Source organism: Candidatus Sericytochromatia bacterium (assembly GCA_035285325.1).
GTDB lineage: Bacteria > Cyanobacteriota > Sericytochromatia > S15B-MN24 > JAQBPE01 > JAYKJB01.
Map to the genome: position 1 here is coordinate 29,436 of JAYKJB010000061.1, position 25,611 is coordinate 55,046.

The 25,611-nt window shown below is 62.0% G+C and carries 21 protein-coding genes; 11 read left to right on the forward strand and 10 right to left on the reverse strand.

Going from position 1 to position 25,611, the window contains the following annotated elements:
* Positions 1 to 3 precede the first annotated feature (3 nt).
* The 9 genes from VKP62_07910 to VKP62_07950 all read left to right on the forward strand — a co-directional run bounded on the left by VKP62_07910 (position 4) and on the right by VKP62_07950 (position 8,963).
* Positions 4 to 1,143 (forward strand): flagellar basal body P-ring protein FlgI, encoded by a 1,140-nt coding sequence (locus VKP62_07910; protein ID MEB3197115.1) that lies wholly within the window; start codon positions 4 to 6, stop codon positions 1,141 to 1,143.
* A 57-nt stretch (positions 1,144 to 1,200) separates the two neighbouring features.
* On the forward strand, positions 1,201 to 1,542 hold the full coding sequence (locus tag VKP62_07915) for a rod-binding protein (protein ID MEB3197116.1): 342 nt from the start codon (positions 1,201 to 1,203) through the stop codon (positions 1,540 to 1,542).
* Positions 1,539 to 2,264 carry a sigma-70 family RNA polymerase sigma factor gene (locus tag VKP62_07920; protein MEB3197117.1) on the forward strand — a complete coding sequence of 242 codons (726 nt, stop codon included), beginning with the start codon at positions 1,539 to 1,541 and terminating at the stop codon, positions 2,262 to 2,264. Before VKP62_07915 ends, VKP62_07920 begins: the two co-directional genes overlap by 4 nt.
* Before the next feature lie 81 nt (positions 2,265 to 2,345).
* Positions 2,346 to 2,768 carry a flagellar basal body rod protein FlgB gene (gene flgB / locus VKP62_07925; protein MEB3197118.1) on the forward strand — a complete coding sequence of 141 codons (423 nt, stop codon included), beginning with the start codon at positions 2,346 to 2,348 and terminating at the stop codon, positions 2,766 to 2,768.
* Between the two features lie 41 nt (positions 2,769 to 2,809).
* Positions 2,810 to 3,229: a flagellar basal body rod protein FlgC gene (gene flgC / locus VKP62_07930; protein MEB3197119.1), complete on the forward strand. Its 420-nt coding sequence runs from the start codon at positions 2,810 to 2,812 to the stop codon at positions 3,227 to 3,229.
* A gap of 46 nt (positions 3,230 to 3,275) precedes the next feature.
* Positions 3,276 to 3,650 carry a flagellar hook-basal body complex protein FliE gene (locus tag VKP62_07935; GenBank protein ID MEB3197120.1) on the forward strand — a complete coding sequence of 125 codons (375 nt, stop codon included), beginning with the start codon at positions 3,276 to 3,278 and terminating at the stop codon, positions 3,648 to 3,650.
* Positions 3,651 to 3,701: 51 nt separating this feature from the next.
* Positions 3,702 to 5,525, forward strand: coding sequence for a flagellar basal-body MS-ring/collar protein FliF (fliF, locus tag VKP62_07940; protein ID MEB3197121.1), 1,824 nt, complete (start codon positions 3,702 to 3,704; stop codon positions 5,523 to 5,525).
* Positions 5,526 to 5,711: 186 nt separating this feature from the next.
* The gene (locus VKP62_07945) at positions 5,712 to 7,835 is read left to right on the forward strand and encodes a flagellar biosynthesis protein FlhA (GenBank protein ID MEB3197122.1); all 2,124 of its coding nucleotides are present in this window, start codon (positions 5,712 to 5,714) and stop codon (positions 7,833 to 7,835) included.
* A 138-nt stretch (positions 7,836 to 7,973) separates the two neighbouring features.
* Positions 7,974 to 8,963, forward strand: a complete 990-nt coding sequence (locus VKP62_07950) for a flagellin (protein MEB3197123.1) — start codon at positions 7,974 to 7,976, stop codon at positions 8,961 to 8,963.
* Here VKP62_07950 and VKP62_07955 read toward each other — a convergent pair.
* From VKP62_07955 to VKP62_07975, 5 genes are all read right to left on the reverse strand, one after another.
* Positions 8,947 to 10,161 (reverse strand): hypothetical protein, encoded by a 1,215-nt coding sequence (locus VKP62_07955; protein MEB3197124.1) that lies wholly within the window; start codon positions 10,159 to 10,161, stop codon positions 8,947 to 8,949. The genes VKP62_07950 and VKP62_07955 overlap by 17 nt on opposite strands.
* Positions 10,151 to 12,595, reverse strand: coding sequence for a beta-galactosidase (locus VKP62_07960; GenBank protein ID MEB3197125.1), 2,445 nt, complete (start codon positions 12,593 to 12,595; stop codon positions 10,151 to 10,153). Before VKP62_07960 ends, VKP62_07955 begins: the two co-directional genes overlap by 11 nt.
* Positions 12,555 to 13,394, reverse strand: a complete 840-nt coding sequence (locus tag VKP62_07965; protein ID MEB3197126.1) for a DUF4350 domain-containing protein — start codon at positions 13,392 to 13,394, stop codon at positions 12,555 to 12,557. The genes VKP62_07960 and VKP62_07965 overlap by 41 nt, the downstream gene beginning before the upstream one ends.
* 128 nt (positions 13,395 to 13,522) lie before the next feature.
* The gene (locus VKP62_07970; protein ID MEB3197127.1) at positions 13,523 to 14,578 is read right to left on the reverse strand and encodes a S8 family serine peptidase; all 1,056 of its coding nucleotides are present in this window, start codon (positions 14,576 to 14,578) and stop codon (positions 13,523 to 13,525) included.
* A 141-nt stretch (positions 14,579 to 14,719) separates the two neighbouring features.
* Complete coding sequence (locus VKP62_07975; GenBank protein ID MEB3197128.1) at positions 14,720 to 17,005, reverse strand: hypothetical protein; 2,286 nt, start codon at positions 17,003 to 17,005, stop codon at positions 14,720 to 14,722.
* A 272-nt stretch (positions 17,006 to 17,277) separates the two neighbouring features.
* Between VKP62_07975 and nrdD the strand changes: the two genes are divergently transcribed.
* Positions 17,278 to 19,212, forward strand: coding sequence for an anaerobic ribonucleoside-triphosphate reductase (gene nrdD / locus VKP62_07980; GenBank protein MEB3197129.1), 1,935 nt, complete (start codon positions 17,278 to 17,280; stop codon positions 19,210 to 19,212).
* A 7-nt stretch (positions 19,213 to 19,219) separates the two neighbouring features.
* On the opposite strand, the gene VKP62_07985 is transcribed toward nrdD, so the two are convergent.
* Together VKP62_07985 and fliJ are read right to left on the reverse strand one after the other, a co-directional pair.
* Positions 19,220 to 19,666 carry a flagellar hook-length control protein FliK gene (locus tag VKP62_07985; protein ID MEB3197130.1) on the reverse strand — a complete coding sequence of 149 codons (447 nt, stop codon included), beginning with the start codon at positions 19,664 to 19,666 and terminating at the stop codon, positions 19,220 to 19,222.
* Between the two features lie 404 nt (positions 19,667 to 20,070).
* Positions 20,071 to 20,613, reverse strand: a complete 543-nt coding sequence (gene fliJ / locus VKP62_07990) for a flagellar export protein FliJ (protein ID MEB3197131.1) — start codon at positions 20,611 to 20,613, stop codon at positions 20,071 to 20,073.
* 142 nt (positions 20,614 to 20,755) lie between these two features.
* Between fliJ and VKP62_07995 the strand changes: the two genes are divergently transcribed.
* A complete protein-coding gene (locus tag VKP62_07995) occupies positions 20,756 to 21,346 on the forward strand; it encodes a hypothetical protein (GenBank protein MEB3197132.1) in 591 nt (196 codons plus the stop codon).
* Here the strand turns inward: VKP62_07995 and VKP62_08000 are convergent.
* From VKP62_08000 to VKP62_08010, 3 genes are all read right to left on the reverse strand, one after another.
* Positions 21,239 to 22,078 (reverse strand): HAD family hydrolase, encoded by an 840-nt coding sequence (locus VKP62_08000; GenBank protein ID MEB3197133.1) that lies wholly within the window; start codon positions 22,076 to 22,078, stop codon positions 21,239 to 21,241. The genes VKP62_07995 and VKP62_08000 overlap by 108 nt on opposite strands.
* 1 nt (position 22,079) lies before the next feature.
* Positions 22,080 to 23,828, reverse strand: coding sequence for a family 10 glycosylhydrolase (locus VKP62_08005; GenBank protein MEB3197134.1), 1,749 nt, complete (start codon positions 23,826 to 23,828; stop codon positions 22,080 to 22,082).
* A 189-nt stretch (positions 23,829 to 24,017) separates the two neighbouring features.
* Positions 24,018 to 25,343, reverse strand: coding sequence for a S8 family serine peptidase (locus tag VKP62_08010; GenBank protein ID MEB3197135.1), 1,326 nt, complete (start codon positions 25,341 to 25,343; stop codon positions 24,018 to 24,020).
* Between the last annotated feature and the right edge of the window lie 268 nt (positions 25,344 to 25,611).

Below are 25,611 nucleotides of genomic sequence, written 5' to 3' on the forward strand. Positions count from 1 at the left end.
CCCATGCGCCTGTCAACCCGCCTGTTTGTCTGTATGAACCTCGCGCTCGGCTTCGCGGGCGCCCCTCAGGCACGGGCAGAAATTCTGACCCAAGGGGCGGACGTGCGGGTCAAGGACATCGCGTCCTTCCAGGGGGCACGTCCGAATCAGGTCGCGGGCTTGGGGTTGGTCGTTGGCCTGCAGGGCACGGGCGATAGCCAACAGGTCCGCATCACCAACCGGGCCATCGAAAACATGATCCAGCGTCTCAACAACATTCCGCCCAACGAGCTGCTGAACTCCTTGCAAACCCGCAACGCGGCCCTGGTGACCGTCACGGCAACCTTACCGGCCTTTCTGAAGCCAGGCCAAAGCGTGGACGTGACGGTGGCGAGCCTGGGTGACGCGCGCGCCATCACGAACGGCGTGCTGCTGCAGACGCCGTTGAAGGCGACGGACGGAAAAACCTACGTCGTGGCGCAGGGTCCCATTTCCACCGGAGGTTTTGTTTCGACGGCCTCGGGCTCCCAGACGACCAAGAACAACGTGGTGGTGGGTCGGGTCCCGAACGGCGGCCTGGTAGAGCGAGAAGTCCCCGTGACGGTCGTGGACAATACCGGCTTCATGCACATCAACCTGGTCAACCCCGACTATGCCACGGCGGCCCGCATGGCCGAGTCAATCAACAAGAGTGCCCTGGCGGTGGCTCAAGCCACCGATGCCGGCACCGTGCGCTGCTACGTCACCTCCGTGTATCGAGACAGGGTTCCCGAACTGATCGCGCGGATCGAACAACTGACCCTACGTCCCGACCACATCGCCAAGGTCGTGATCGAGGAACGCTCGGGCACGGTGCTGCTCGGTGCCAACACGCGCATCGATCCGGTGGCCATCTCGCACGGCGGTCTGATTGTGAAAGTCGACACCAAAACGGAAGTGTCCCAACCACCGGCATTCAGCCAGGGGCGGACGGTCGTGACTCAGAACTCCAACATCAGCGTGATGGAGCAACCGGCCAAAACCCTCTCCTTCGAATCCGGTGCCACGCTGGGTCAGTTGATCCGAGCGCTGAACGCCCTGGGGGTCAAACCCCGCGAAATGATTTCCATCGTGCAAAACATCAAAGCCGCAGGCGCGCTGAATGCCCACCTCGAAATTATCTGACCCGGCAACCGGATCGTCTACCAACGCCTTGGGGTAAAAGGGAATCAAGGAGCGCCCATGCAACCGATCGCCTCGCCTGCCTTTCTGCCGCTACCCGCCGCCGGTTTTCAGAAACCTGATGCGGCTGCGCGCGAAAACCAGCTCAAGCAGGCAGTCGATGATTTTGCCAGCATCTTGTTTTCGCAGATGTTCCGAGAGATGCGCGAGGCGGGTAAGGACGAAGACGAGGGCAGTGTCTTTGGCGGTGGGGATACCAATCTGTTCATGCACCTGATGGACCAAGAACTTGGCGATAGCTACGCCCGTGCAGGCGGAAATCCGCTGCGCGAAGCCATGCTGCGTCAACTGAACAAACCCACCGATCCGGCCCTCACAGGTCGCCAAGGGGGTAGCCTGTGACGACGCAGAAACCGGATACTCCCGCCAAAGTACGGGGCCATGCTGGGTTCGATGATGAGCAGATCAAAAAATATCTGCCGATGGTCCGCTCGATTGCCCGCCGCATCTCGACCAAACTGCCACGACACTACGACATCGAGGACCTCGTCTCCGATGGCATCATGGGCCTGATGGCCGCGGCCGACCGGTTTGACCCTGAACGCGGCGTGAAATTCGAAACCTTTGCCACCTACTACATCAAAGGCGCCATCCTCGATAACCTGCCCAAGCTTCCGACCATTCCGAACAAACCTCAGAAGCCCGTCGAAGAAGACGTCGTGCCCAACGAGGATGAAGAACTGCAGTCTGACGCGGTGGCCCTGAGCAGCAAGGTCACCCAGATCACCTACTCCTATATCCTCTCGCTTGATGCGCCGCAGGGCTCAGGAGACGACGGCGAAGACTTCAACCTTCTGAAGCAACTGGGCAAATCGGACACCGTCCAGCACGAAATGGAACTCGAAGAGTTGCAGCAGATTCTGCGCCTCGCCATCGAGCAGTTGCCGATTCAGGAACGCACCACGTTGCGTTACTACTATTTTCACCACATGTCTTTCTCCGAAATTGGCCAAAAACTGGGCCTCTCGGAATCGTGGGTGAGTCGCATCCACCGTCGCGCCCTCGAACAACTGCGCCACAAACTGGGCAAGAAGAAATCCATCGACGATTTCATCAGTTGGTGATCGAGGCCACGGTTCTCCCACGCCTCTCTCCGGCTTCATGGAAGAACATAACGTGGAGCCAGGACGGCTCCGGGAGGGTCCATGCACCTGACATCCCTGTCCATGACGGCCGTGGAGCGGTCGCTCGATGGCCTGGCGGCTCGACAAGCGGCGATCGCCCACAACATCGCCAACATCGCCACGCCAGGTTATGTCAAACGGGAGGTTCCGTTCGAAGAAACGTTGCTTCAGGCCTTGGACGAAGCGCATCGCCCGATTTCGAGCTCAGGTGGTTTCACGCCGGAAGATGGTGCCCCTGTCACATCTTTACATAACGATCCTCTGATATCGTGGCGCCCGGTTACCACGACTTCCTCGGAGGGCCCCCAACGGCTCGACGGGAACCAGGTGGCGGTTGAAAAGGAAATCAGCGCGATGGCCAGCAACGCCATCAAGTTCAACGCGCTAAGTGCCGTTATTGCGAAGGACTTTCAGTTACTGAGAACCATCGCCCAGGCCCGTTGAGTTCGCCCGAGGGGTCGCCCCTCTCGCCATAAGGAATCCGCATGTCGACCCTCTCCCAGGTCCTTGACATCTCCGCCTCAGCCATGACGGCCAACCGCTTTTGGTTGGAACGTATTTCCAACAACCTCGCCAATGCCAACACGACCCAGGGCCCTAACGGCGAAGCCTACCGACGGGAAATTCCCATCTTTGCCGAAATTTTGCGCCAAGAAGTCGGCGGGACCCAACTTCCGATGGGGGTCGAAGCCACGGGCGTGGCCAAGGACCCCTCACCCTTCCCGCGCGTCTACAATCCGGGGCACCCTCATGCCGATGCGCAGGGCTTCGTGTCGATGCCCAATGTCAACGTGGTCACCGAGATGGTCGACATGATCACGGCGTCGCGCACCTACGAGGCCAACATTTCGGTCTCCAGCGCGGCCAAGAATATGATGAGCAAGGCCATCGAAATCGGTAAGTAAGCGCGTCAGCTTCGGCCACCTCGCCCCAGTCAGGAACACCCTCGAGATGATTCAAGGCATTTCTTCCGGCACACCGACAGACCCCTTCAAGCTGTTTGAACGGGAATTCACGGCACCACTCAATCGGGTTCGGCAGAGTGCCCCTGTGATGGCCGACGGCATGCCGCTCGATGCGGCGGAAGGCCTGGGCGTCACCGATGGCCCCACCTTTGGGCAGGTCCTGCAGGATGCGCTGCAATCCGTGGAAGCGGAGAAGGCCAAAGCCGAGTCGCTCACCCTGGATTTTGCGACCGGAAAACCGGTGGACATTCACACGATGATGATTCAGGTGGCCAAGGCGGACGTGATGATGCAAGTCACCTCGGCGGTGGTGTCCAAGAGCGCCACCAGCCTCAACCAACTTCTACAGACCCAGGTGTAGGCGAATAGAATCGCCCGCCTGGCGCTTCGATGGGGATAGCGGAGACCAGCGGTGAACTTCTTTGCGGAACTTCCGGCACCAGCCAAGGCCTTGATCGGGGGCCTGGTTCTCTTGGTTCTGGTCTTGGCCGGGGTGGCCTTCATGCCTCGCGGGGGTGCCTCGGGTACCAATGACGCGCTCGCGGGCCCAGCCCCGGGTTACACCGTCCTGTTCACCAACATGGAACCCAAAACTGCGGGGGAAGCCGGCAAAACCTTGCAGGCCTCCCAGATTCCGTTTCGCATCTCGCGCAACGGCACGGCGCTGGAAGTTCCGGCAGACCGGGCAGACGACGCCCGGGTCAAGCTGGCCAGTGAGGGAATCCCCAAGGAAGGCGATCTGGGCTTTTCCCAGATCTTTGGCGAAAAACTTTCCTCGCTGGTCGCCACCGATTTTGAGAAGAAAGTGGCCTTCAACCGGGCACTGAACGGAGAACTTAGCCGCATCATCCGAAAGATCGACGGGGTTCAGGGCGCTTCGGTCATCGTGAACATGCCGGATGACCAGCTTTTCACGGAGCAACGGAAGCCCACCACCGCGTCGGTGATGATCAAGCAAGATCCCGCCAAGCGGCTCAGCAAACAACAGGTAGAGGGCATCCAGCACCTCGTGGCCAGCTCCGTCCCAGGCCTCAAAACCAACAATGTGACAGTTGTTTCAGACACCGGAACGCTGATGTCAGACGGCATGACCGAGAACGCCGGCGACGTCGAGGACCGGGTGCTCGCCAAGGCCCTCGATCGCCAACTCATGCTCACCCGCGAACGAGAAACGGCCGTTGAGAACAAGGTTCAAAGCCTGCTCGACAAGATTTTCGGGCCCGGCAAGAGCGTGGTGCGCGTGGCCGCAGACCTCGATTTCACGCAAAAGCGAACCAAAACCAGGCTTTTCGCGCCACCTGCCGATGGTTCAGGACGCGCGGCCCCCAGTCAGATGCAACGCGTCAGCGAACGCACCAACGGAGGCGCCGCCGGCGGTGGGCTGCCCGGCTTGGCTGCAAACACGCCCAAGGTCCCTGGTTATCCGCTGGAAACGATTGGCACGCCGAGCGGCAATAGCTACGAGCGAACGGCCGAATCCACCCAGCACGGGACCTACAGCATGAATGACACGTTGACGGAGGAAGAAGTCGGCACCATCAAGCGCCTGTCGGTCACCGCTCTGATCCAGGGGCTGCCGGCCGAGAGGATTCCCGCGATGGTCCAGATTGTCGCCGCCACCTCGGGTGCCGACGTGGCGGGCCGCGGGGACCAGATCGTCGTGCAACCGGTCGCTTTCGACTCTTCGCAGACCGATATGTTGAAGCAGCTGCTGGAACAGCAAGAGCAGGCCAAACAACCCAACAGCATCAAGAAGAAAGAGGGGGGCATCCCCTTGAGCTGGATCATCGGCGTGGCCGCCGGCTTCCTGGTGCTCTTGCTGATTCTGGCCATCGTGCGCCTCTCGAACCGCAAGGAGGACACCACGGATGTGCTGGTGGACTCGCTGGGTGACACGGGCATGCCCGCCAACTTCGACCCGAATGCCCTGGGTGCCTTCAGCCAAGGTGAGATGACCGGCCAGGTTCCCCAGATGGGAGAAGATGGCCCCTTCAGCTTCTTGGAGCAAACAGACCCTGAGATGACGGCCGACCTGCTGTCGCAAGAACGCCCGGCCACGGCGGCGGGGGTTCTCAGCCAGGTCAATCCGGGCTTCGCGGAAATGGTGCTGTCCGTGATGTCCCCTGAACTCCAGGACGACATCTTGAATCGGATGCAGAGCGGCTCGACGCTCCCGGCTTTCCAGGCTCGCCAGGTGGCAAACAACCTGAAGCGCCGACTTGGCGTTCCGGCGTAGGCCATTCCACCACGCTCGCCTGCACCCCATTCAGGTGGACGGAAATCCACCCCCCTGACCGCGTCACGGGGTCACCCCATGTGCGCAGATCACATGCCGCGGCGTATCACCACGCTAAACTGGGTAGAGATTATGTAAATCTGCGCGCCCTGGTCTGAGCGCGTCAACGATGAAAGGCCTCTCCACATGGCCGGTCCGGGCGCGTCCCCAGCCGCTTCGAATCTTTTGTACGACCTTGCCCTGGCAGCGGTCGTCATGTGCGTGCTGGCCATCCTGATTTTGCCCATTCCACTGTGGCTGCTCGATGTCCTGATCATCGCAAACCTCGCGATGGCCCTGATCACGGTTGTCGTCTCGCTGTACATCATTCGCCCACTGGACTTCGCATCCTTCCCTTCGCTGTTGCTGATCCTCACGCTGCTGCGCCTGAGTATCAACGTGGCGACCGCGAAATGTATTCTGCTACACGCTGAAGCGGGTTATGTCATTCATACTTTTGCCGAATACGTCATCCGCGGGAACTACCTCGTCGGTATTTTGATCTTCCTGATCCTCATCCTGATGCAGTTCATCGTCGTGACGGAGGGTTCCAAGCGGGTGGCCGAAGTGGCCGCACGCTTCACCCTGGACGCGATGCCCGCCAAGCAGATGGCCATCGATGGCGAACTGGCGCAAGGCATGATCGACCTGCACGAAGCTAAGCGACGGCGGCGTGACGTGGAGCGCGAAGCCAACTTTTTCGGCTCGATGGACGGTGCCAACAAGTTCGTCAAAGGCGACGCGATCATGGGGATCGTGATCATGGTGGTCAACATCATCGGCGGATTCCTGGTAGGCGTCCTGATGAAGGACATGGAGATGGCGGACGCCGCAGAGACCTACACCCTGCTGACGGTCGGCGATGGGCTGGTCACCATGATTCCCTCGCTGCTCATCTCGCTCTCGGCAGGCTTCGTGGCCACGCGCGCGAACTCGGACTTCAATCTGGCGATGGACCTGAAGACCCAGCTGTTCACGGACGCCAAGACCATGGGCATCGCCTCTGCCATCTTGATGTTGTTCGGCTTCTTCCTCCCACCGCACTGGCCATTTTTCCTGATCGCCCTGGCGGTTGCCATCACGGCCTTCCTGGCCTACCGCGCCAAATTGCTTGGAAACCAAACCACGGCCGATGGCTTGCCCGCAGAGCCCGGCGACGCGGCCTATGGCGGCGACGAACCAGACCCGGACGAGGACCTCAAAAACCCCGAAACCGTGATGAAGATGATCGGCGTGCCCCCCTTGACCCTGGAACTGGGGCTCGATCTGGTTCCCCTGGTGGATCCCACCCTCGGCGGCGAACTGATGGACAGGGTCGTTCCGATGCGGGTGACGATCGCCATGGAACTCGGCTTCATCATGCCCGGCATCCAGTTCAAGGACAATCTGAATCTGCGTCCCAACACCTACCAGGTCCTCGTGAAGGGCAACGTGGTGGCATCAGGTGAGTTGCTGATTGGCTATATGCTCGCGATCCAGAACAACAACACCGATACGTCAGAGGAACTGGTCGGATTCCCGACCACCGAACCGGCCTTCGGCAAACCCGCCGTCTGGGTGGCAGGAGCCGAAGCGCAACGCGCCACCCAACTCGGCTACATTGTGCAAGATCCGACCAACGTGCTGATCGCGCACCTCGATGAAGTGGTCCGCGCGCACGCGTCGGAAATTCTCAGCCGTGAAGAAGTCCAGATCATGCTCAACAAGGTGCGTGACAAGGCTCCCACCACCGTCAAAGAACTGGTACCGGACAAGCTTGAACTCGGCGAGGTCCAACGTGTTCTGCAATCCCTGCTGAAAGAGAGGGTCAGCATCCGCGACCTGGCCACGATCCTCGAAAAACTGTCGGATTTCTCGAAGACCGTCAAGGATCCCCTGCTTCTATCCGAACTGGTCCGAGCGACCATGGCGCGCCAGATCTGCGCGTCACTGGCCGACGAGAATGGAAACCTGTACGTCATCACGCTCGACCAGCGCACGGAGCAATCCATGAAGGATGCCATCGTTCAAGGCCCGGCAGGACAGGTCATGGCCATCAATCCACAAATTCGCGCACTGATCGTGGAGCGCCTGTCTCAGGCATACCAGGAAGCCGCCATGCAGGGCCGCACACCGGCCGTGCTGTGCGACCCCGTGGTGCGGCCTCACCTCAAACCTCTGATGGAGCGATTCTTGCCCACCCTGACCGTACTCTCGCACAGCGAGATCCACCCCAAGTTCCGCGTGCAAGCTGTCGGGAATGTGAGTCTCAGCGCCATCGCGGCCAGCTGAGGCAGGCCGAGCCCCCTCCATTCAGGGCCTCCTCTCCTCTGAGTTGCGGGCTCAAGTCTCTGCCTGTTTGGTACGACACATGGGTTGGCGAACCGAGCGAGCCCAAGGATGGGCACGCGGTAGACAAGGGAGACGTCCATGCTGTCCACGATTCACAACTCGATGCTGGCAAGCCGGGTTTCCGACTTCACCAAGAAGACCAATCAGGCCATGGACCGCATTTCGAGCGGCAGCAAGCTGAACACGTCTTGGGAAAACCCTGCCGCCTTCAGCGTCGCGGAAACCTACCGCACCGAGGTGAACACCGCGCGCTCGGTAGCAAGCTCGCTGCAGGACGCCATCAACATCGTCCGCATCGGCGAGGACGGCATCCGGAGCATCGTAGACGTCTTGCAAGACATGCGCGAGGTGGTCGTGCAAGCGGCCAACGGAACCAACACGCAGGAAAACTTGGGTTTCTATCAAAAACAGCTGGACACCATGAAAGGTGTGCTGTTTCAGGCCTACATCACCGCCAAGAACTTTCGCGTCAGTTTTGAGGGCGATGAAACGGCAGACCGAGTCTTGAACTTCATGGTGGGCACCAATCCAGGTGACACGATGGCGGTCGACTATAACCCGCTGAGAGACACCATGAAGGCACTGGTCATGGAAGCTTATGGATACAAGGCCCTATACGAAGATCCACAAGCTAAACTCTTCCTCGGCACGCTGGGAGTGTACCCGCCCCCCCCACCGTCCATGCCCGTGCCTCCCAGCATGCTCCAACCGGGCTTTCCGCTCGGCACCACGTTTGACCAGATGTATCCCAACAAGTTGCTGATCAACCCGTCAACACCGGAAAACGTGTCCGCCGCCTTCGCCACGCTCGACAAGGCCAAGGGTGGACTCCTTCAGCAGGAGACGTATCTTGGCACGGTGAGTCAACGCCTCGAACTGCATCTCACAATCGTACAGAAGTTTGAAGCCTCGGTCGCCACGGCCGAGTCGTCCCTGCGCGACGCCGATCTCGCGGTGGAATCCACCAACCTGACCAAGGCGCAGGTGCTTCAGTCCGCCTCGCAAGCCATGCTGGTTCAGGCCAACGCCCGCCTGTCTCAGGTCCTTGAACTCATTCGCCAGAACTGAGCCCGGCGCTGGGTTGGGGCGGGGCGAAGAAGTAACTCAGGTGTTGAGAAGCGGCCTGGTAGACCTCGACCACATGTGACCAGGCCACAGGCTGACCATCGCCGCCGAGCTTGAACAAGCCCTTGGGATCCTGAGCGGCCTTGTACAGCGTGTCGAGTGTGCTGCCCGCCTCCGCATTGGTGCCCATCAGGTAGACCGGCGTTGGGGCGATCCGCTGCAACAGTTCAACCAGCGAGGGTCCCGGAGGCCCACCACCGAATTTCAAGCCCGCGGCGACGCGCCAGTAAAGTCGGCCCGGTAAATGACGGGGGTCCCATTGAGAGCCCAAGGAGTCTGCCCAGCGCAGCGTGGGCGCCAGCAGGACCAAAGCGTCCACGTTGCGCCCCTCCACCGCGGCATACACCGCCGGCCGGGCCGCATCCTGCTCTGCAATCACCGCGACACGCGAATGGCCCTGCTGGCGCAAGTATGCCACACCGGCGGCCACGTCGTGCCGTTCGCGAGCGTCAGGGGTTTTGAAACCCCCGCTTTCCCCCTGCCCGCGTGGGTCGAGCACCAGCACATCGAAATCATTGGCCCACCAGGAGGCCAGGGCAACCACGGCAAACGCCCGTCGATGGGCCCGCCAGGAGGGCACATAGAGCAGGGCGAAGGGCCGGCGAGCCCCCAGATAGGTGGCACGCAGGTCGACACCATCCGAGGTGCGAAGCGACACCTCCTCGGACGCGACCTCATAAGCCACCGTTTGCGCCGGTAAGGTGTAGAAGGGGTTACCGGACAAACCTCGCTGCCAATGGCTCTTCGCCCCCACACTGGCCAGAGCCAAGGCGAAGCTCAGCCCACTAAATCCCACCACCAGCAGGGGACCCCGATCCCAACGGCGGCTCGCCACGACCATCGAGGCCAACAAAACACACGCCAACGCAACCGACAGCCATGACCCATACGCGAACCAGGGAAACCATTCGAAGAGCGGCGTTGCAAACTGAAAACACCCGGTCACCCCGCCCAGCAGACCGGCACCCACAGCCACCCACGCCGCCTGAGGTGTCAGGACCGAGGAAGCCCACTCGAGCCAAGGTGGGTAGACTTCCAGCCAGGATGCCTCTTCCTCATCGCCCTCGTCATCGACGTCAGTCCAAGCCAGCTGTTGCGACCGCTCGACAAGGGGCTGTCGTTCATGATTTTCAGGCTGCATCGGAGCGTTTCCAAATGCCGACCAGCACGTCTTCTGTCGCGACGATCCCGATCAGCCGCTCACCGGTCCATTCCAGTCTTGCTGATTCCGTCCCCCAAGCCGACTGAAACCTCCACCCTCGCCAATCCATCCGCAGTTGCAAGTCAAACGCCCGCTGGGGGCCCCGATTCAGCACGAAGGCCATCCGCCAATCCGGCCCCTCTCGCACCACCAGTTCCAGGTCCGAGGCAGGCGTGACGAAAGGCGTGACGCCCCACCCGTGAAGCAACTGTTGCAGGAACGCCTTGATGGACGCCTTGTTGGCGGGTTCGTCCAGATAATAGCCAGGCGAATCGAAGGCCGCGCCGAGAAGGGTTCCCAGAAAGACACTTCGCCCCCCCCCAAGACGGGCCACATAGCCGGCCAAGCGTTTTCCTTGCCACAGCAAGGGTTCCACCTCGCCACGCGGCGTCGACAGGGTCACCAGGCGCGAAGCCCAGATGCGTGCTCCATCCAGACCGCTTCGCAGCCAGAGCCCCGCCCGCGTGGCGTGTTTGTTCAAGAGCATGGCGGGATACATGCCCTCCACCGTGTAGGCACAAAGGCGGTGGCGAAAGGACCGGGCCACGCGCAGGTAGAATCGCACGTAATCCCAGGCGATCCGCCCCATCACCCACCACGACTGGGGATTCGAAACCGCTTGCACGGTCGCTGGAAAAAGATACGTATTTTCCTCGAACGGCGTACCCAGCGTGACCAGGGTGCCACCTTCCCGCACAAATTGTTCGAGTTTCTGCCGATTCCGAGCGTCCAGAACCCCGATGGCATTGAAGAAAACCACCTGAAAACGGCGCAACGTTTCGAGGCTCACCTGTTCCAGGTTGCATACGGTGGGCTGATGTCCCGATTCAGCCAGGGCGCCAAACAAGCCGGCATTGACCGACACAATCGTCATGACCTCATCAATGGGACGTTGGGACCCCTTCAAGAAGGCCCCCACCGGGTCCAAGGCAGCCGACATCATTTCCCGCGTCACCGCAGGATTGTGCAAAATCGCAATGGGAGAGGCAACCTCCTGCGTTTCCGCGAGCACGGCGCCACAATGTCGCTTGAAGTCGGCCAAGCGATTCAGCACCGCCAGCCGTCCCGTAGGCTCCCCATCGAGGCCCACGAAGGAATCAAACACGTAATCCCCGTCGGGATCACGCCCATCGGCCAGGATGTAAAAGAAAATCGCTTGAGTGCCGTGGGCATAGGCCGCCATGGCACTGAGAAAGGTCGCTTCGTTCCTCACCTGACATCCCGGATCCAACCAGCCGGCCCCCAGTTCGGCCGACATCAAGGGTCCGTCCTGCAAACACGATCCGAATAAGCGCGGGACGTAAGAAATGCTGAACGGCTGATCGAAGGTGACCGGCAAATCGGAATAGCGGGGATAAATGTCGAAGGCGAGCGGCGCAACGCGATTTTTCTTGCCAAGATGAGAAGGCCAGGAATCCAGCCAGATGTCATTCAGGAACAGGAATATCCCCAGGTCCAGTTCCAGCCACATATCGCGCAATGCAGTCAGATAGCGGACGATGTAATCCTCGACCCAGCGGGCCATGGTGTCCATCTGCGCCGCATTGAACTGCCTCTCCTCTGGCGGCTCCACCGCATCGAAAGACACGAATGAAGTCCCCCAGGCCGCGTTGAGGGCCTGAACCGTACCGAAATGTTCCTTCAAGACCAGGCGTAGCAGGGAGAGCGTCTCTGGATTCCGGTCCGTCAGGTGAGGCCCCTGCCCGAACTGCGGATAGCCGGTTTCATTGTCGATCTGAAGGGCCACCACCACGCCTCGCCCCACATAGGGACGCAGAATGACCGCCACCTGCTCGAACCAGGCGCGGACCAACGCCAGATAACCAGGATGGTTCAAGGCAGGCTGAGGAAAGGCCTGGGGCCGATGAACCACCATCAAGCACTCGGGATGGCGCTCCTGCAACCACAATGGAATGCCAAATCCCTGGTACTCGGCGAAGATGAACGGCCCAGGCTTGATGAACACGGGAAGACCAAGCTCTTCGCAAAGGTCCAAAAATCCCACGAGGTCACGATCGGGATGACTTTGCCCCGTGAAATCAAAATGACCCGGCTCCCACTCGTGCCAGACCCATGGAACATAAGCCGAAACCGAATCGAGGCCCGCAGATTGAAGTGTTTGTAGCGTTTCTCGCCAGCGGGCCCGCGGAAGCCTGAAATATTGGAATTCCCCGCCGAGAAGCAGATTGGGAACACCGTGAACTTCGATCCGGCGTCCACGAAAGGAAATCGACAACGAAAGGCCCCCACGCGCCACAATGTCCCACGGTGGGCCACGCGCTTCCCATGACGCTTCACCGAGACCCCCCCAGTATAATTGCAGCGCCCCCGTCTCACCAGACGAGCAGACGTTCGAGCAGTCGTCGATTGGCACCCGTCTCGAGGTTTGGCTTGCCCACGCCGCTCGAATCGGAATCCCGCCAGAGAGACGTATCGGCAACGGCCATGACCTTCCCACGTCCGAGCGGTCCAACCGCCGCGACCACGTGGTTATCGCCGATTGCCAGAACCGAGTAGGCACTGGTTTTGGAGACCAACAGGGGCCTGGCCGGACCGCTCAAGCTCAGTTCACACGTCCCCCACATGGTCACGGCGTCCCGCGCTTCCAGAGAGAGGAGCGGCGCAGCTTCCGGTGTCGTGACCACCAGCCTGAAAGGGTCTTCCGCATTGCTTTTGAGCGTAGCGCCCGTGAACTGGATGCCGGCCGGTTGGACCAAGGCGTTCACGCAAGTCTTGTCGAAGTCCCGCTCCCCTCCCCACTCCCCACAGACAAGCAGGCGTCCCCCGCGTCGCACCCAGTTCAGTATCCGTATCGTCTCCGAAGAGGCGAGCCCGCGTGGCATCAGCAGAACCAGCAAGTCGACCTGGTTGAGATCAACCTCCGGGTAACGCCGCAGCTTGGACTTGGCCCACGCCCCCAGCGCGGATTCCAGCCCCGACAGTTCGGTCCTGGCGCCGTCCACGCGCCAGGCCAATCGGCCACGCAGACTGGAAACCCTCAATTCAACCGGCAGGGACAGCCCCGACTTGAGCGGCACAAGCTTGTCAGAGAACCCAGGTTTGATAAACGAAAGGGCATTGGCCCGGCCCTTCCAGCGAAAATGACCGAGCCCATCGGAAATCACGCTGTTCACCCCATCGGTGACCACCGTGCCCGGGAGGGGCCGGCGCATGGGGTCAACCACCCGACCCGACAGTGACGTGAGTTGGGTCGATGTCGGCCAGGCCGCACAACCGAACAGTAGTCCAGCCAGCAGGACTCCGAAGGCGCACTGACCACCATGCCCCACACGCGCAGGCATCAGTGGAGATCGTGCTCCGACAAGCGCAGGGCGCGCGACAGATTGAGCCGTCCATAGCCGGTCTGGGAATCGTGTCCGGTCAGGTTCAGATCATCCGTGGCCGCCAGGATGCGGGCTCGCACTTGCATCGCCGAGAGGCTCGGTTCCAGGCCCCACAGAACGGCAGCCGCCGCACTGACGTGGGGAGCGGCCATGGAGGTACCAATCAGGCCAGCCCAGATCTCGCGGGAGACCTCTGCCGCCTGCCAGTCGCTCACGGTGAGGTAGGTAGGCCAGGCCGACACAATCGGCGCCGAGTCGTCCCCAGCAGGCGCCAGCAAATCAAGAGGCGCCCCGAAGCTGGAATAAGCGACCCGTTCTCCAGTCAGACCTGTTCCCCCCACGGTCAGAACCTCCTCCATCGACGCGGGAAAAGAGACGGATTGCCCATCATTTCCGGCGGCAGCAACCAGCAACGCGCCTTCCGCAGCAGCGCGCCGAATCGCTCCCGCCAATCGTTCCGATGGTTCGGGACTGGACAGACTCAGATTGATCACCTGAACCCGAGTGTGAGGGTCGCTCGGGTCACGCCACGCCAGGGCCGCCTCGATGCCGCGAGCGAGGGCCACGTCATTGCCAACCCCCTCACAGGGAATCACCTTGACGGGAAGAACCCGCACATCAAAGCCGGCGGAAGCGGCAAGAATGATGCCGACCACGTGGGTTCCGTGACCATTCCCATCGCGAAAGCTGTAGTCGACCTGCCCTGATCTCGCGCGATAGAGATCGGGGCCAACCAGATCAATGCCGGCGTAGACGCGCTCCTGAAATGCCGGATGCCCTGCATCGATCCCCGTGTCCAGTACAGCCACCACCACCGACTGACCTGTCGAGGCCGAGGGGAGCTCAATCTGCTCAAGATTCCAAGGCACCGCCGCTGATTCGGAAGCCGCCCGAACAGGCCGAGTCTGCACCGGGAGGACTCCCACGGGCCTGGTCTCGGCCACTTGTAAAGGAGAATGGCAACCAACCAGCAGCAGCGCGAACAGGCAGTTTCCAATCAAGCCAAGCTTCACGACACACCTCAATGCTCTTGAGGTCAGTCTAATTCAAGGGGGCGTGAGCGCCTCGGCCGATTCAGACAGTCAGGTTCATCCGTGCGAAAAGGCTCATCCCCCCGGCGACCCGGAGGGATGAGCGAGCTTGACGGTCAGACGTCAGGAGTTGGTCTGAAGGCCGGAGGTCGGCACGCCAGGCGCCTCTCTCAGAGCGCCAGGCCAGGGTTCAGGCACTCTCAGCGCCTTGGTGTCGTTGTTCTGCACCACCGGCACATCCTGGCCGAAGGAGACCACGAGTCGGGCATTGGTGGGGTCCTGATACACCGCCGTGGAGGCCGGCTTCGTCAGGGAGAGGGCCAGCCGAACCGTGCTGGTTCCATCCGGTTGCGTCACCAGGGTGTAGTTCAACATCGGGTGCATCGCTGGCGTCTGGAACTGAACACCGGCATCCTTCAGGGCAGCCGCTTCGAAGACCACGTACGCGAAGGTAGGCGTCACCTGCTCGATCACGTAGCGCGGCACTTCGCCCTGATACGGAATGAACAGGTTATCTCCTTGGGTGTCGACCGAGACGTTGGAGAGCGAAGAGCGCACGGCAGAGCCTTCAGCCACGGCCACCTGGCTCAGTTTAGGCTGAGGAATCACCAGCAGTTGCTTACGCTCCGGATCTGCGGCAATCGATACCTCCGAAGGGTTGGTGAAGCTCATCTCGAGCGCCAGCAGACCCGGGCGACCCCGGCGGCTCAACTTCCAGCTGCCCCAGGCCAGCTGACGCCGGGCCTCTTCCTGCAGATGCGTGGCACTGAGCACGTCCGCTTTCAGTTCAATCACAGCCAGATTCGCCGACTTGGTTGCCCAGCGGAACAACGGCGTCCGTCCCTCGTAAGGAATGGCCAAGCCAAACCGCTCAGCGTCATAGAAGGGGCGGCGCAGGCGAGTCTCGATCACGCCGGCGGGGGCGGGGTTGCGGCGCACCACCGCGTCCTTGGGCGCGATGGGCTCCAGACGAGGCTCGCCGGAAGGTGCTGGCAAACCGGCTTCAGCCACCACTGGGCCTGGCCGGGATTCGGAAATGGACTTCCCGTCACTATTTCCCGTGGATGCGGGCTTGCCCTCGGCCACCCAGTTCGGGTTGACCAGGTTCGCCAGTACTTTCTCGGTTGGCACGACCGCCACCACCAAGGCATCTTGCTTGAGCTGATGGTCCAGCCGGACCGAGACACCGGAAGCGAACGAGAGACGCGTCACGGTCTGTCCCGGACGCCGGGCCATCACCCAGCGCTGAAAGGCAAAGTCCGGGCGTTCCTCATAACGAACGCCTTGGAAACTTGGAAGGGCTCCCGCCACATCGATGTAAGACCACCGCTTGTTCAGGCGAACCGATTGAAGGGCTTCGGCGGACAGGCTCCCCTTCAACACGGGCACGACCAGATGGCCCTCAGCCTGATCGACGTGAGGAAGGCCGAGGCGAACCAGCGGACGAGCCGCCAAACGATGAGGCGTCGACTTCACAAGGCGGCGATTCTTGTGGGTTCCGCCCCCCCAGCGGACGAGCCGCAAGGAAGAGGGCACGCGACGAACCACGGACTGATTGGCAGCGGCCAGCAGCACCAGTGGCATCGCGACGGGACGGCTCAACAACCGCCGCCCGGCCGTGGCCTCACCCATCATCTCGGCACGCAGGCCTGCGCCGTGCGAGTGCGACACCAGGGCCACCGGTTTGAGGTCGCTGCCAGCCGCCGCCGCTTGCGGGGCCGTTGGCAACGCCGCGCGCTGGACTTCGCCAGACGGCCGGGCACCGGTTTTGGGTGCAACAGCCGGACTGTCAGCCTCGCGGCTAGACTTGCCACCGGCTTCCGCCTGCTGCGTGGCGGGCCTGGCCGCGAGCGTGCGCTCCAGTTCAGCCGCCTGCCCGCGAACCTGCTTCGGCGTCAGCCCCACCAGCGGAGGCCGGGAGGGACGGAGCGGCAGCACCGGTTCGGGGGTCTGGGCCGCCGCCGTCTTGACCGTCCGAGCCTCTGCGCGCCGCGCGAACGAGAACACCACGAAACCGCGGTTCTGATCGTAGCGCGCTTCTGGCTTCACCCCTTCGCGCAGGGTCAAACGAAGCCTGACAGCGCTGAGCGACGGTTCCGAGGACAGTGACCAGCCGGCCAGCGGGCTGTAACGCAAGCGGTTCCCCATGGAGGAGCCGCCCAGAAGTTGACAGCCCGTGAGATCCGCCACGAACTGCCGCGGCGACAGTTGCTGCACATGGACCCGAGGATCTCCACCCGTGACCGGGACCAGGAGTTCATCCCGATCGTAGTCGTAGCTGGCGGCTCCCACGACCGCCACCTGGAAGGCATCAGGAGCGGCACACGCAACGTCGGGTTGGGAGACACCCAGCGCTGCGGCAAACACCCCAAGTGCCATCAATGGCTTGAAAAACGAATCCGGTATCATAGTCTTTAAACCTTCTTCATCGCGACCAGCTAAGGACACACCCTGGGCGAGCGGGGTGGGAGGGCCCTGCCCGAGCGTCCGACTTCAGACTAAGATGAAGTCAAACCTGAATTTGGTCTTTACACTGATTCGCGGTCATTATGCCCAGGCACCAGGTCAAGCGAATGTGCGAAACGCACAAAATCAACCTGGTTGAACGCCTGCCATTTCAGCCTCGCGCGGCGTGGTGCTTGACGTTTTTTCCGGATCAAAATTCTTTCGAGGAGTGATACATGAAATCGCCCGGTACGAACCCTCTGGAGATCAAAAAACGCGACGGACGTGTCGTGGCCTTCGATCGCTCCAAGATCGTCACGGCGATCATGAAAGCCGCGCAGTCTCTGCAGGGAAGCGATTATCGTCTGGCCGAGGAACTGACTGATCTGGTGGTGACCTCGCTTTCCAAAACCCATCCAGATATAACCCTGCCAAGCGTCGAACGTGTTCAGGACGTGATCGAAAAAACGCTGATCGAACAGGGGCACGCCCGGACGGCCAAGGCCTTCATTCTCTACCGTGCCAAGCGAAGCCGGATCCGCGAGACACAGTCTGCCTGGATGAACCTGGTCGCAGAGAAAATGGGGAATCAGCCCAGCGAAGGAGAAGGCCCGATGTCCGCGGCCAAGCACCATGCCGTCGGATGCGCGGCAGCGAGAGACTTTTACCTACATCGCGTGCTGCGCGACCGAGAGGCGGAGGCGCACCGCAGCGGTTCCTGGTTCATGCATGCGCTCAGCCACTATGACCTGAGCCCCCACAGCGCCAGCTTGGCCCTCGCCCCTGCCTTGAAATCGGGATTTCACTGTGGCCATAGCCACTTGAGGGCCTCGCGTCGACTCGCTTCTCTGCCCGCGCTGACGTCGGCTCTGGTCCACGCCTTTCAGAACGAAGTGCATGGGGGCGGCACCATCCCTCACTTTGAATCGGCTTGGGCCGACCTGATCGATGCAGACGTCTCGTCCGAGAGCATTGACGGGGCCGTCGAGGCACTCGCCTATCATCTGAACACCAGCTTGGCCGTTGGTGCCCGCGCCTTGCCGCGAATCACGCTGCAGATCGGCCTGGATACAAGGCCCCAGGCACGCGCCATCACCTCCGCCCTGTTGACCCTGATGGGCCGGGAAGACGGCCAGAACGACATCTGGGGCGCGCCGCACGTGACGTATTGCTTGAAAGAGGGCGTCAACCTGGCCCCCGGCGACCCCAACCACGATCTCACCAAGCTGGCCTTGGCGGCCTTCCCGCACGCGTCGAATATGTCCTTCAGTTCTGAGCGCACGCCAGCTTGGCAATTCGGTCAGGTCGCCCGCCTTGCAGACGTACCCGCAGCGCCCTGCAATGCAACCATTTTCGCCAGACTGTCGATCAATTTGCCACGGCTGATTCTGCAATCCAAGCGTCAAGGTTTTGAAACCACCGCGGCCCTGCAAACCACCATCGCGGAAGCCTACCAACACCTCACCCACAGGCTCGAAAGCCTTGCAAGGCGCCCCGCGAGGGCTTTCCCGATACTTTTGAACACCCACCTGCCAGGCAGCCAGCCACCCGGGGCCGAGGAGGCGCTGGGCGATCGCCTGGGGCCCCCGCTGGCCTTGCTCAACCTGGTCGGGTTGTCTGAGGCGGTCTTCCTCCTCAGCGGCGTGAGACCAGAGGCGTCGCCAAGCGCACGGGCGGAAGGTGTGCAACTGATTAAAACGGCTGCACATTGCACCGCGGAGCTCTGCAGCTCGGGAAAATTACAGGTGCACCTGCAATGTACCGAGGCTCCCTTGGCCGCCAGCCATTTCGCCCGACTGGATCGCAGGGAGTTCGGCATCATCAAGGACGTGACCGACCGTCCGCGTTACACCACAGGCCTCCCAGGCGTGGACGTCAGTTCAGCCAAAGAGGAGCTTTTGGCGACGGAAGCGACGTGCGCTCGCTTGCTGAGCGGAGGCAGTTGGAGCGAATGGCCAGAAGGCCTGCCACAAGAACAGGCCCTTGACTGGCTGCAACGGGGCTACCACGAAGGGATCGGGGGATGGGGGCGCACCCGTCTCCTCGTGGCGTGCCCCGCTTGCCGGGCAACCCTGGCCTCGACAGAGTCCCCAGGCTGCCCCGTGTGCGGGTCGACAGAGCCCTTGACCCGCGTGCCGCTCCCTCACGCTTACTGGGAGTCGGACGACTGAGCAGTCGTCAGACCAGATCGACGACTTGGTCGCCCTGCGACGGCCGGCGGCGGCGAGCCCCTTGCTGGAAAGGGGCCGAACCCGGATCTTGGCGAGCGCCTGCTCCCCCAGTCGCTGAGCGGGCCATGACCACCTTGAGGGGCCCGGGCACAAAATGAGAGGTGGTCAGAATCTGATGAATCGCCCCGACCTGCTGCTCCAAGGCCAACTTGGCGTGTAGGGTTTGTGCCGTCAACTGAACCTCCACCAAGCCTTGCTGGTAGCTGACATGAAGGTGAACCGGCCCCAGCGCCGGGGGATCCAGGTGAAAGTCGAGGTGGCTGACAGGTTGGTCATTGCGAATCGCCTGGGTCAACTGTCCAAACACCAGCCGCGGCACCTCGCCCGCCACGTGGCCCCCCTCCGAAGCAGCTGAAAATTCTCCCACCGGTGGCAGCCAGGGCAGGAGCTGCAAGATAACAGGCGTCTCTGATGCCGAAAACCGGGGTTCCCTGCCCTCAAGCCCCATGTCTCGAGGGGGTTCCTGGTCCTCTGGACCGAAACCTGGCTCGACACGACGTTTTGGCGTCACGGCAGCCCCTGGGAGCCCCGTCACGACCGGCGAGGCCAACAGCTCGGAGAGGCCGGGTGACCACGCTCCCGAGACACTCCCACCCAGAGGAAGCGAAGGTGAAGCCACCGAGAGGGATCCCGGAGGTGCCAGTTCACGCTGCACGAGAGCTGCGAAGTCGACCTCCGCTCGGGTGCGCCCTGCCGGAGAGGGCTGTTCCCGTCTGTCCTGCTCAGCCCTGAGCGCCTGTTCGCTGGCTGGGGAAGGCAATGGCGGAGGCGTGGGCGTGGCAAACGACAAGGGCAGCATCAGCGATGCTCCCTCTCGCGACGCTCGCGCAACAATTTCAATAGCCGCAGCTTCTCCATCTTCTCGAGCCGTTCCGCCAGTTCGCGGTTCTCTTCCTCCAGCACTAGTCGACGCTTCATGAAGATGGTCCCGGCCATCTCATCGATCCGTCGCGCTTCCTTGCGGCGTTCCTGTTCTTGCCATTCAGCCCGCTTCATTTCCCGATGCTTTTCCAGCTTCTTTCGCTCCCGCCGCACCGCTTCTTGAACCGACTGAATGGCCTTGAGGGATTGTTCTGCTTCCTGCAGAGACCGCTGCTGGGCCCCCATTTTCTGGCCGAGAAATTGGATGTAGTCGTGGTGAGCCGCCACATCAGAGGTCGCCCCCTGGGCCATCTGGGCGTTCAGGCCCTTCTGGGCCGACACCCGGCGAAACTCGATCTCGGCGAGCTTGGCCACTTCCTGGTCGCGCCGGGCCGCCGCCGCCATCACTTTGGCGTCGACCTCTTGTTCCTTGCGCTCGATCAGCTCGAGCACCCGTTGCAGGGAATACTGAAACGCCACAACACGCTCCGACCGCGAGCCACCCCCATGTCATACCCCAAATGGCAGGCGTGTGCGGTGATCCGCGCCGGGACAGGCTTCGCCGCCTCGCATCAGCAGCACTTCCCTGGTCTCACCCCAGCGATTAGAGTAAGATGCGACTATGCCACTCCTGCGTCTGTCCGGCCTGCTATCTGCGCTGCTGGTGCTCTCCCTGCTCGGGCCCCTGCCTGCCCAAGCCCGAAACCCGAATCATCCGCCCTTCCGAGAAGCCAAGGCCGACTTTCACGACAAGGAACTCGCCTTGACCTATGGCATGGGAGGCCCGGCTTCACTCGATTTTGCCTTGCTGCCCCCCTTGAGCGTGGGGGCGGCCGTGGATCACGTGCTACAACCGCGTAGCTGGGCTTACCGGGCGGTCTTGAAGGTGGTGGACGAAGAGCAATCAGGCATCGGGATCGCCTTCACTGGCGCGGCCACGCACATTCGCGAGTTGATTGTCGGCCAACCCGACAATGCCGCATTGTGGGGCTGGCAAGCCGGCATGACCACCTCTCTCATGCTCGAAATGGGGTTGACGCTGCGACTCGGCATTCAAGCTTACGACACCAGCCTGGACGAACCCGGGGGACAAGCCGTCCTCCTGTCACCGGAAATCGCCTACCGCATGGGACTGATCGAATGGATCGTCGTGCCTCGCTGGCCCCTCCAGGAATGGGGATGGGACTGGATGGGCGCCCGGATTCGTCTGTAGGGCAAATACGCCCGGCAAGACGTGCGGGGTCCAGAGGCCCAAGCGCGCCGCATCCGACACCCCGGACAACACCCCAATCCCTCCAGCGGCTCCAGCCGCACGGGCCATCTCGAAGTCAGCCGGGGCATCTCCAACCATCCAAGCCTCGCCAGGTGCAATTCCGGCCCGCTCACAGGCCAACAAAAACAAATCAGGCCAGGGCTTGCCGCGCGCGACGAGGTCAGCCCCCACCACGGCATCGAACCAGGGCAGTACCCCGAGGGCCTCAAGAAACTCAGACGAGGGTCGGCTGTGGTCGGAGGTGGCGAGCGCCAAGCGCCAGCCTTGGGCCTGAAGCCCACGCAAGGTAAGCCAGACGCCTGGTAATGCTTGAGTATGCGCCAGACGCGAAAACGTGCGGTCGACGGTTTCAAAACCCAGCTGCACCCCGGCCTCGATGTCTGCAACCGATCGCCCGGCCCCACGAACGACCTGCCGCGCAGCCTCCAAGGCATCCTGCCGACGACCGACCACCAAGACCCCATCGGGGTCGATGGCCCCGTCCGGGGCGACACCCCAAGCAGCCAAAAGACCGGACACCAGATCGGGAGCCGCGAATTGAGAGGCGACGGCGCTCGCCCTGGCCCGTGCCATCGCCCCCCAGAGCCGATGAAAGTCTACCAGCACGCCATCCTTATCAAACACGAGGAGGCGACCCTGCACCGGCCCAGCCGGCAGGAGCAGGCGTGGCATATCAGTCGCCCTGGCCGCCAGCGCGCTCTTCGGCACGTTCGCGGGGAGGCGGAGCAGGTGGAACGTAGCGGTTCGCCTCCACGCGATGCTGATTGGCTGCGAGCAGCGCATCCGCATACAGCATGCGCGACAGGAATTCTCTGCGCGCGGCGAGGGGCCACGGCGCCAATTCGGCCATAGACCGCACCTGGCGCAGACGCTCCCGCAGGGCCGGGGCTTGATAATAGACCCGATCACGCAGAGGCAGGCTCTGGCTGATCCGCTGAACTTCTTCGTGCAGCATCAAGGCCGTGGCCGCCGCCTCGAAATCACCTTGGGCGTGGACCAGACGCAAATGCTGCATGACCTGCGCCAGGGTCTTTCGGACTGCCCGCGGAAAGCTGCGATGAGGCAGCAATGCCGGCTCCCGGAAGGGGCCTGCCCGAAGGTCCTCCAGTCGCGCCAGATCGAAATGCCCCAGGGCGAACAAGAAACCGCCGGGGACGTGCTCCGCCCTCAACTCGGCCCATTGCTCGAACAGGTCACTGGGCTGGTCAAAGCGATGCAAGCCCAGAATGGGAACCAGTAGATTTCGCCGCGTGTGTCGGTCCGTCTCCCAGGACAACCAACGAGAAAGCTCCTGCGTTTTGCCCGTGTAGAGCATCGGCGAGGGCCAATCAATCCAGGCATTGTCCATCCAATGTCGCCAGTTCTGAAGTTTCGCGGCCCGTGCATAGGCCTCCCCCCGAAATACGGCGGCCGAGATGGCCAGGTGCGGGCGATGAACACGCGCGCGAGCGGCGATCTCCTGGACCGTGGTGTGCACCTGCTGCTCACGCCAGAGTTGCCACTCAAGCCGCAAGGGCGAGTCTGCGGGCAACGGATCAGGCGGGTAAACCCCGTGCTGGGCGTGGTAAGCCAGGGCGAACTGGGTTTTGCTGACCTCGTCTTCTGGGATGGCCTCGTCGTATCGAATGTAGTCCAGCAAGAGGCCGTCCACATCGTAATGGCGGGTCAGTTCCTCAACCGCTCGCAAGACGAAATCGCGGGCATCGGGATGGGCCGCGCTCAGAAATCGCGATTCTTTCCCTTCGGCCCGTGCCGCCAAGGCCGGCAAATGCCCCAGCAGGGGATTGCCAAACCCCGGTGAACGCACCCGGAAGGTCCAGATCCAGGGATGCACTTCCATCCCGCGACGGTGCGCCTCCCGAATCAGGACCTGCAGGACATCCAGGTCCTGGCGAAAGTCCGGATCGCGGTCGAGCAACTGGCTGGGATAGATGGCATAGCCGCGTCGACACACCTCCGGCAGAAGCACGTTGAAATGGGCCCGCGCAAACTGCTGGACGAGGGCCACAATACCTGACTCGGAGCGCGGCAAGCTGGAGGCATCCAGCAGGATGCCCCGGGTTTCAGCGCCTCGCGATGGCAGCAAATGAAGCGCTGCTTCCCGCAAATACCCCTCTCCGCGGGTGAGCCAGGCGCGGACCTCCGTCTGCGCCCCGCCCGTGCGCAATGTCAGAGCCGCGGTCTCAATGGCCATTTTCGCCATCGAGAGACTCACGCCAGCCCGCGCCAACGGAACATCGAGATGGGCGACACGAGCACTTTCCAGGCGTCCCTCTATCCGCTTCAACTCGCCTTTGGCCTGGATCAGCGCCTGTTCATACGCCTGCCGGGACGGATCGGCCTCCTGGGCGTGCGCAGAATGCGGCATCCACCCGAGGAGACAGACCAGACTTGAAAGCAGCAAACGCGTCAGGGAAGACAAGGACGACCTCGCGCGACAGGGCTGCACCAGTCTAACGGCACTTGGCGCCACAGGGAAGCAAGCAGTCTTGCTGGCTGCGGGATGGGCGGCCTGGGAGCAGGAAAAAAACAGACTTGTCACCCTCCGGCCCTGAGCGAGGTAGCCATGAAAAAGGCCCCGGCCGATGCGGCCGGGGCCATAAGCTGAAGGTCAGCGAGCGCTGAAGGTGACAGCCTTGTAGGCGTTGATCCGACCGAAACCGAACTTCTCGTTCCAGTTTTCGCCGTTCATATCAGGCGTCTTGTCGGCCGTCTTCTCAAGCAGTTCCTTGACCTGGGCAGGCGCCATGCCCGGGTACTTCGAGCGCACCAGGCCGGCGAGCCCAGCCACCAGAGGGGTGGCCATCGAGGTCCCGGTCATGAAGGAGTATTCCTTGGTGATCCGACCGCCGCTGTTCTTGGTCAACCACACATCGTAGGTGGGCGTGGTCGCGAAGATCTTCACCCCAGGGGCGCTCACGGAGCAGTACTTGTTGAAGGAGGAGAACATTCCGATCTTGTCGTCCGCATCGGTCGCCCCCACCGAGATGACACCGGGGTAGGCCGCCGGATAGGAGATCGGGTTGCCCTGATGGCCGCTGTTCCCCATCGCCGCCACCACAACGACATTCTTCTTCAAGGCGTGCGCCACGGCCTCACCCAGCGAGGCCATGGTTCCAGGGCCTCCCAGGCTCAGGCTGATGACATCCGCGCCATGGTCAGCCGCCCATGTAATGCCCTTGGCCACTGACAGCAAGGAGCCAGAACCGGCACCGGCCAGAACACGGACGGGCATGATCTTGCAGTTGACGGCCATGCCGACAATGCCCACGCCATTGTTGGTCACCGCCGCCGCGATACCGGCGCAGTGGGTTCCGTGGCCGTTGTCGTCGGCTGGACTGCCCACGCCGAACAGACCGCCCACACCGGTCGCGTTGTAACCCTTGACCAGTTTCTCCTTGAGATCGGGATGCCCGAGGTCGGCGCCGGTGTCGACAATGGCCACCACGACGTCCTTGGAGCCACCCTTGGTGGCCGCGATCGCCTCGGCCTGCTGGGTCTTGGCGATGCCCCACTGGTCCTTGGCCATCGGGTCGTTGAAGGTCTCCTTCGGCGCTTCCGTCTTGGCGGTGAAGCCACTGGTCAGCGTGTCCAGGCCGTCGGCCAAGGTGATCGTCACATCGGGCTCGATGTATTCCACGCCAGGCCCGAATTCACGCTTCAGTTCGTTGATGGAGCGACCCGCCGGCGCCTCAACGCCATAAATGTTCAGGCTATCGATGGCCCGCTCGGCCTTGGTGCCCGAGCCCTGGCGCATCCGCAGCACCTGACCGGGGCGCATCTTGACGATGAACTTGCCCGGGATCGGCTTGCCGGCGACCAACATGGCCTCCTGCGTCCGTGCCACCGCGGCCGAAGGATTGACTGACTTGGCACAACCAGCCGTGGAAGCGAGCATGACGCTGGCAGCCAGTGCCAAGGAAAGTTGGCGATTCATTCGAGGAGAACTCCTTTCGGCGCGAAGACCGTTACAATGGGCAGAAGCAGGTCATCGTTAATTGTAACTTACGACCTTCTTATAGCTCATTTAAACTTCAACTTGCTTCGAAACCTACTTTTTTAGGGTCAGGATCGCCTGAACACGCTCACGACGGCTCTGATCAAGAACTGATAAAATCAAGAGAGCGGTGTCGCGCTCGGTGCCTGATGGCGCGAGCTGGACCTTGATGGGGCTGCCCCCCGCGCTCCCTTGCTTGAGAAAGGCG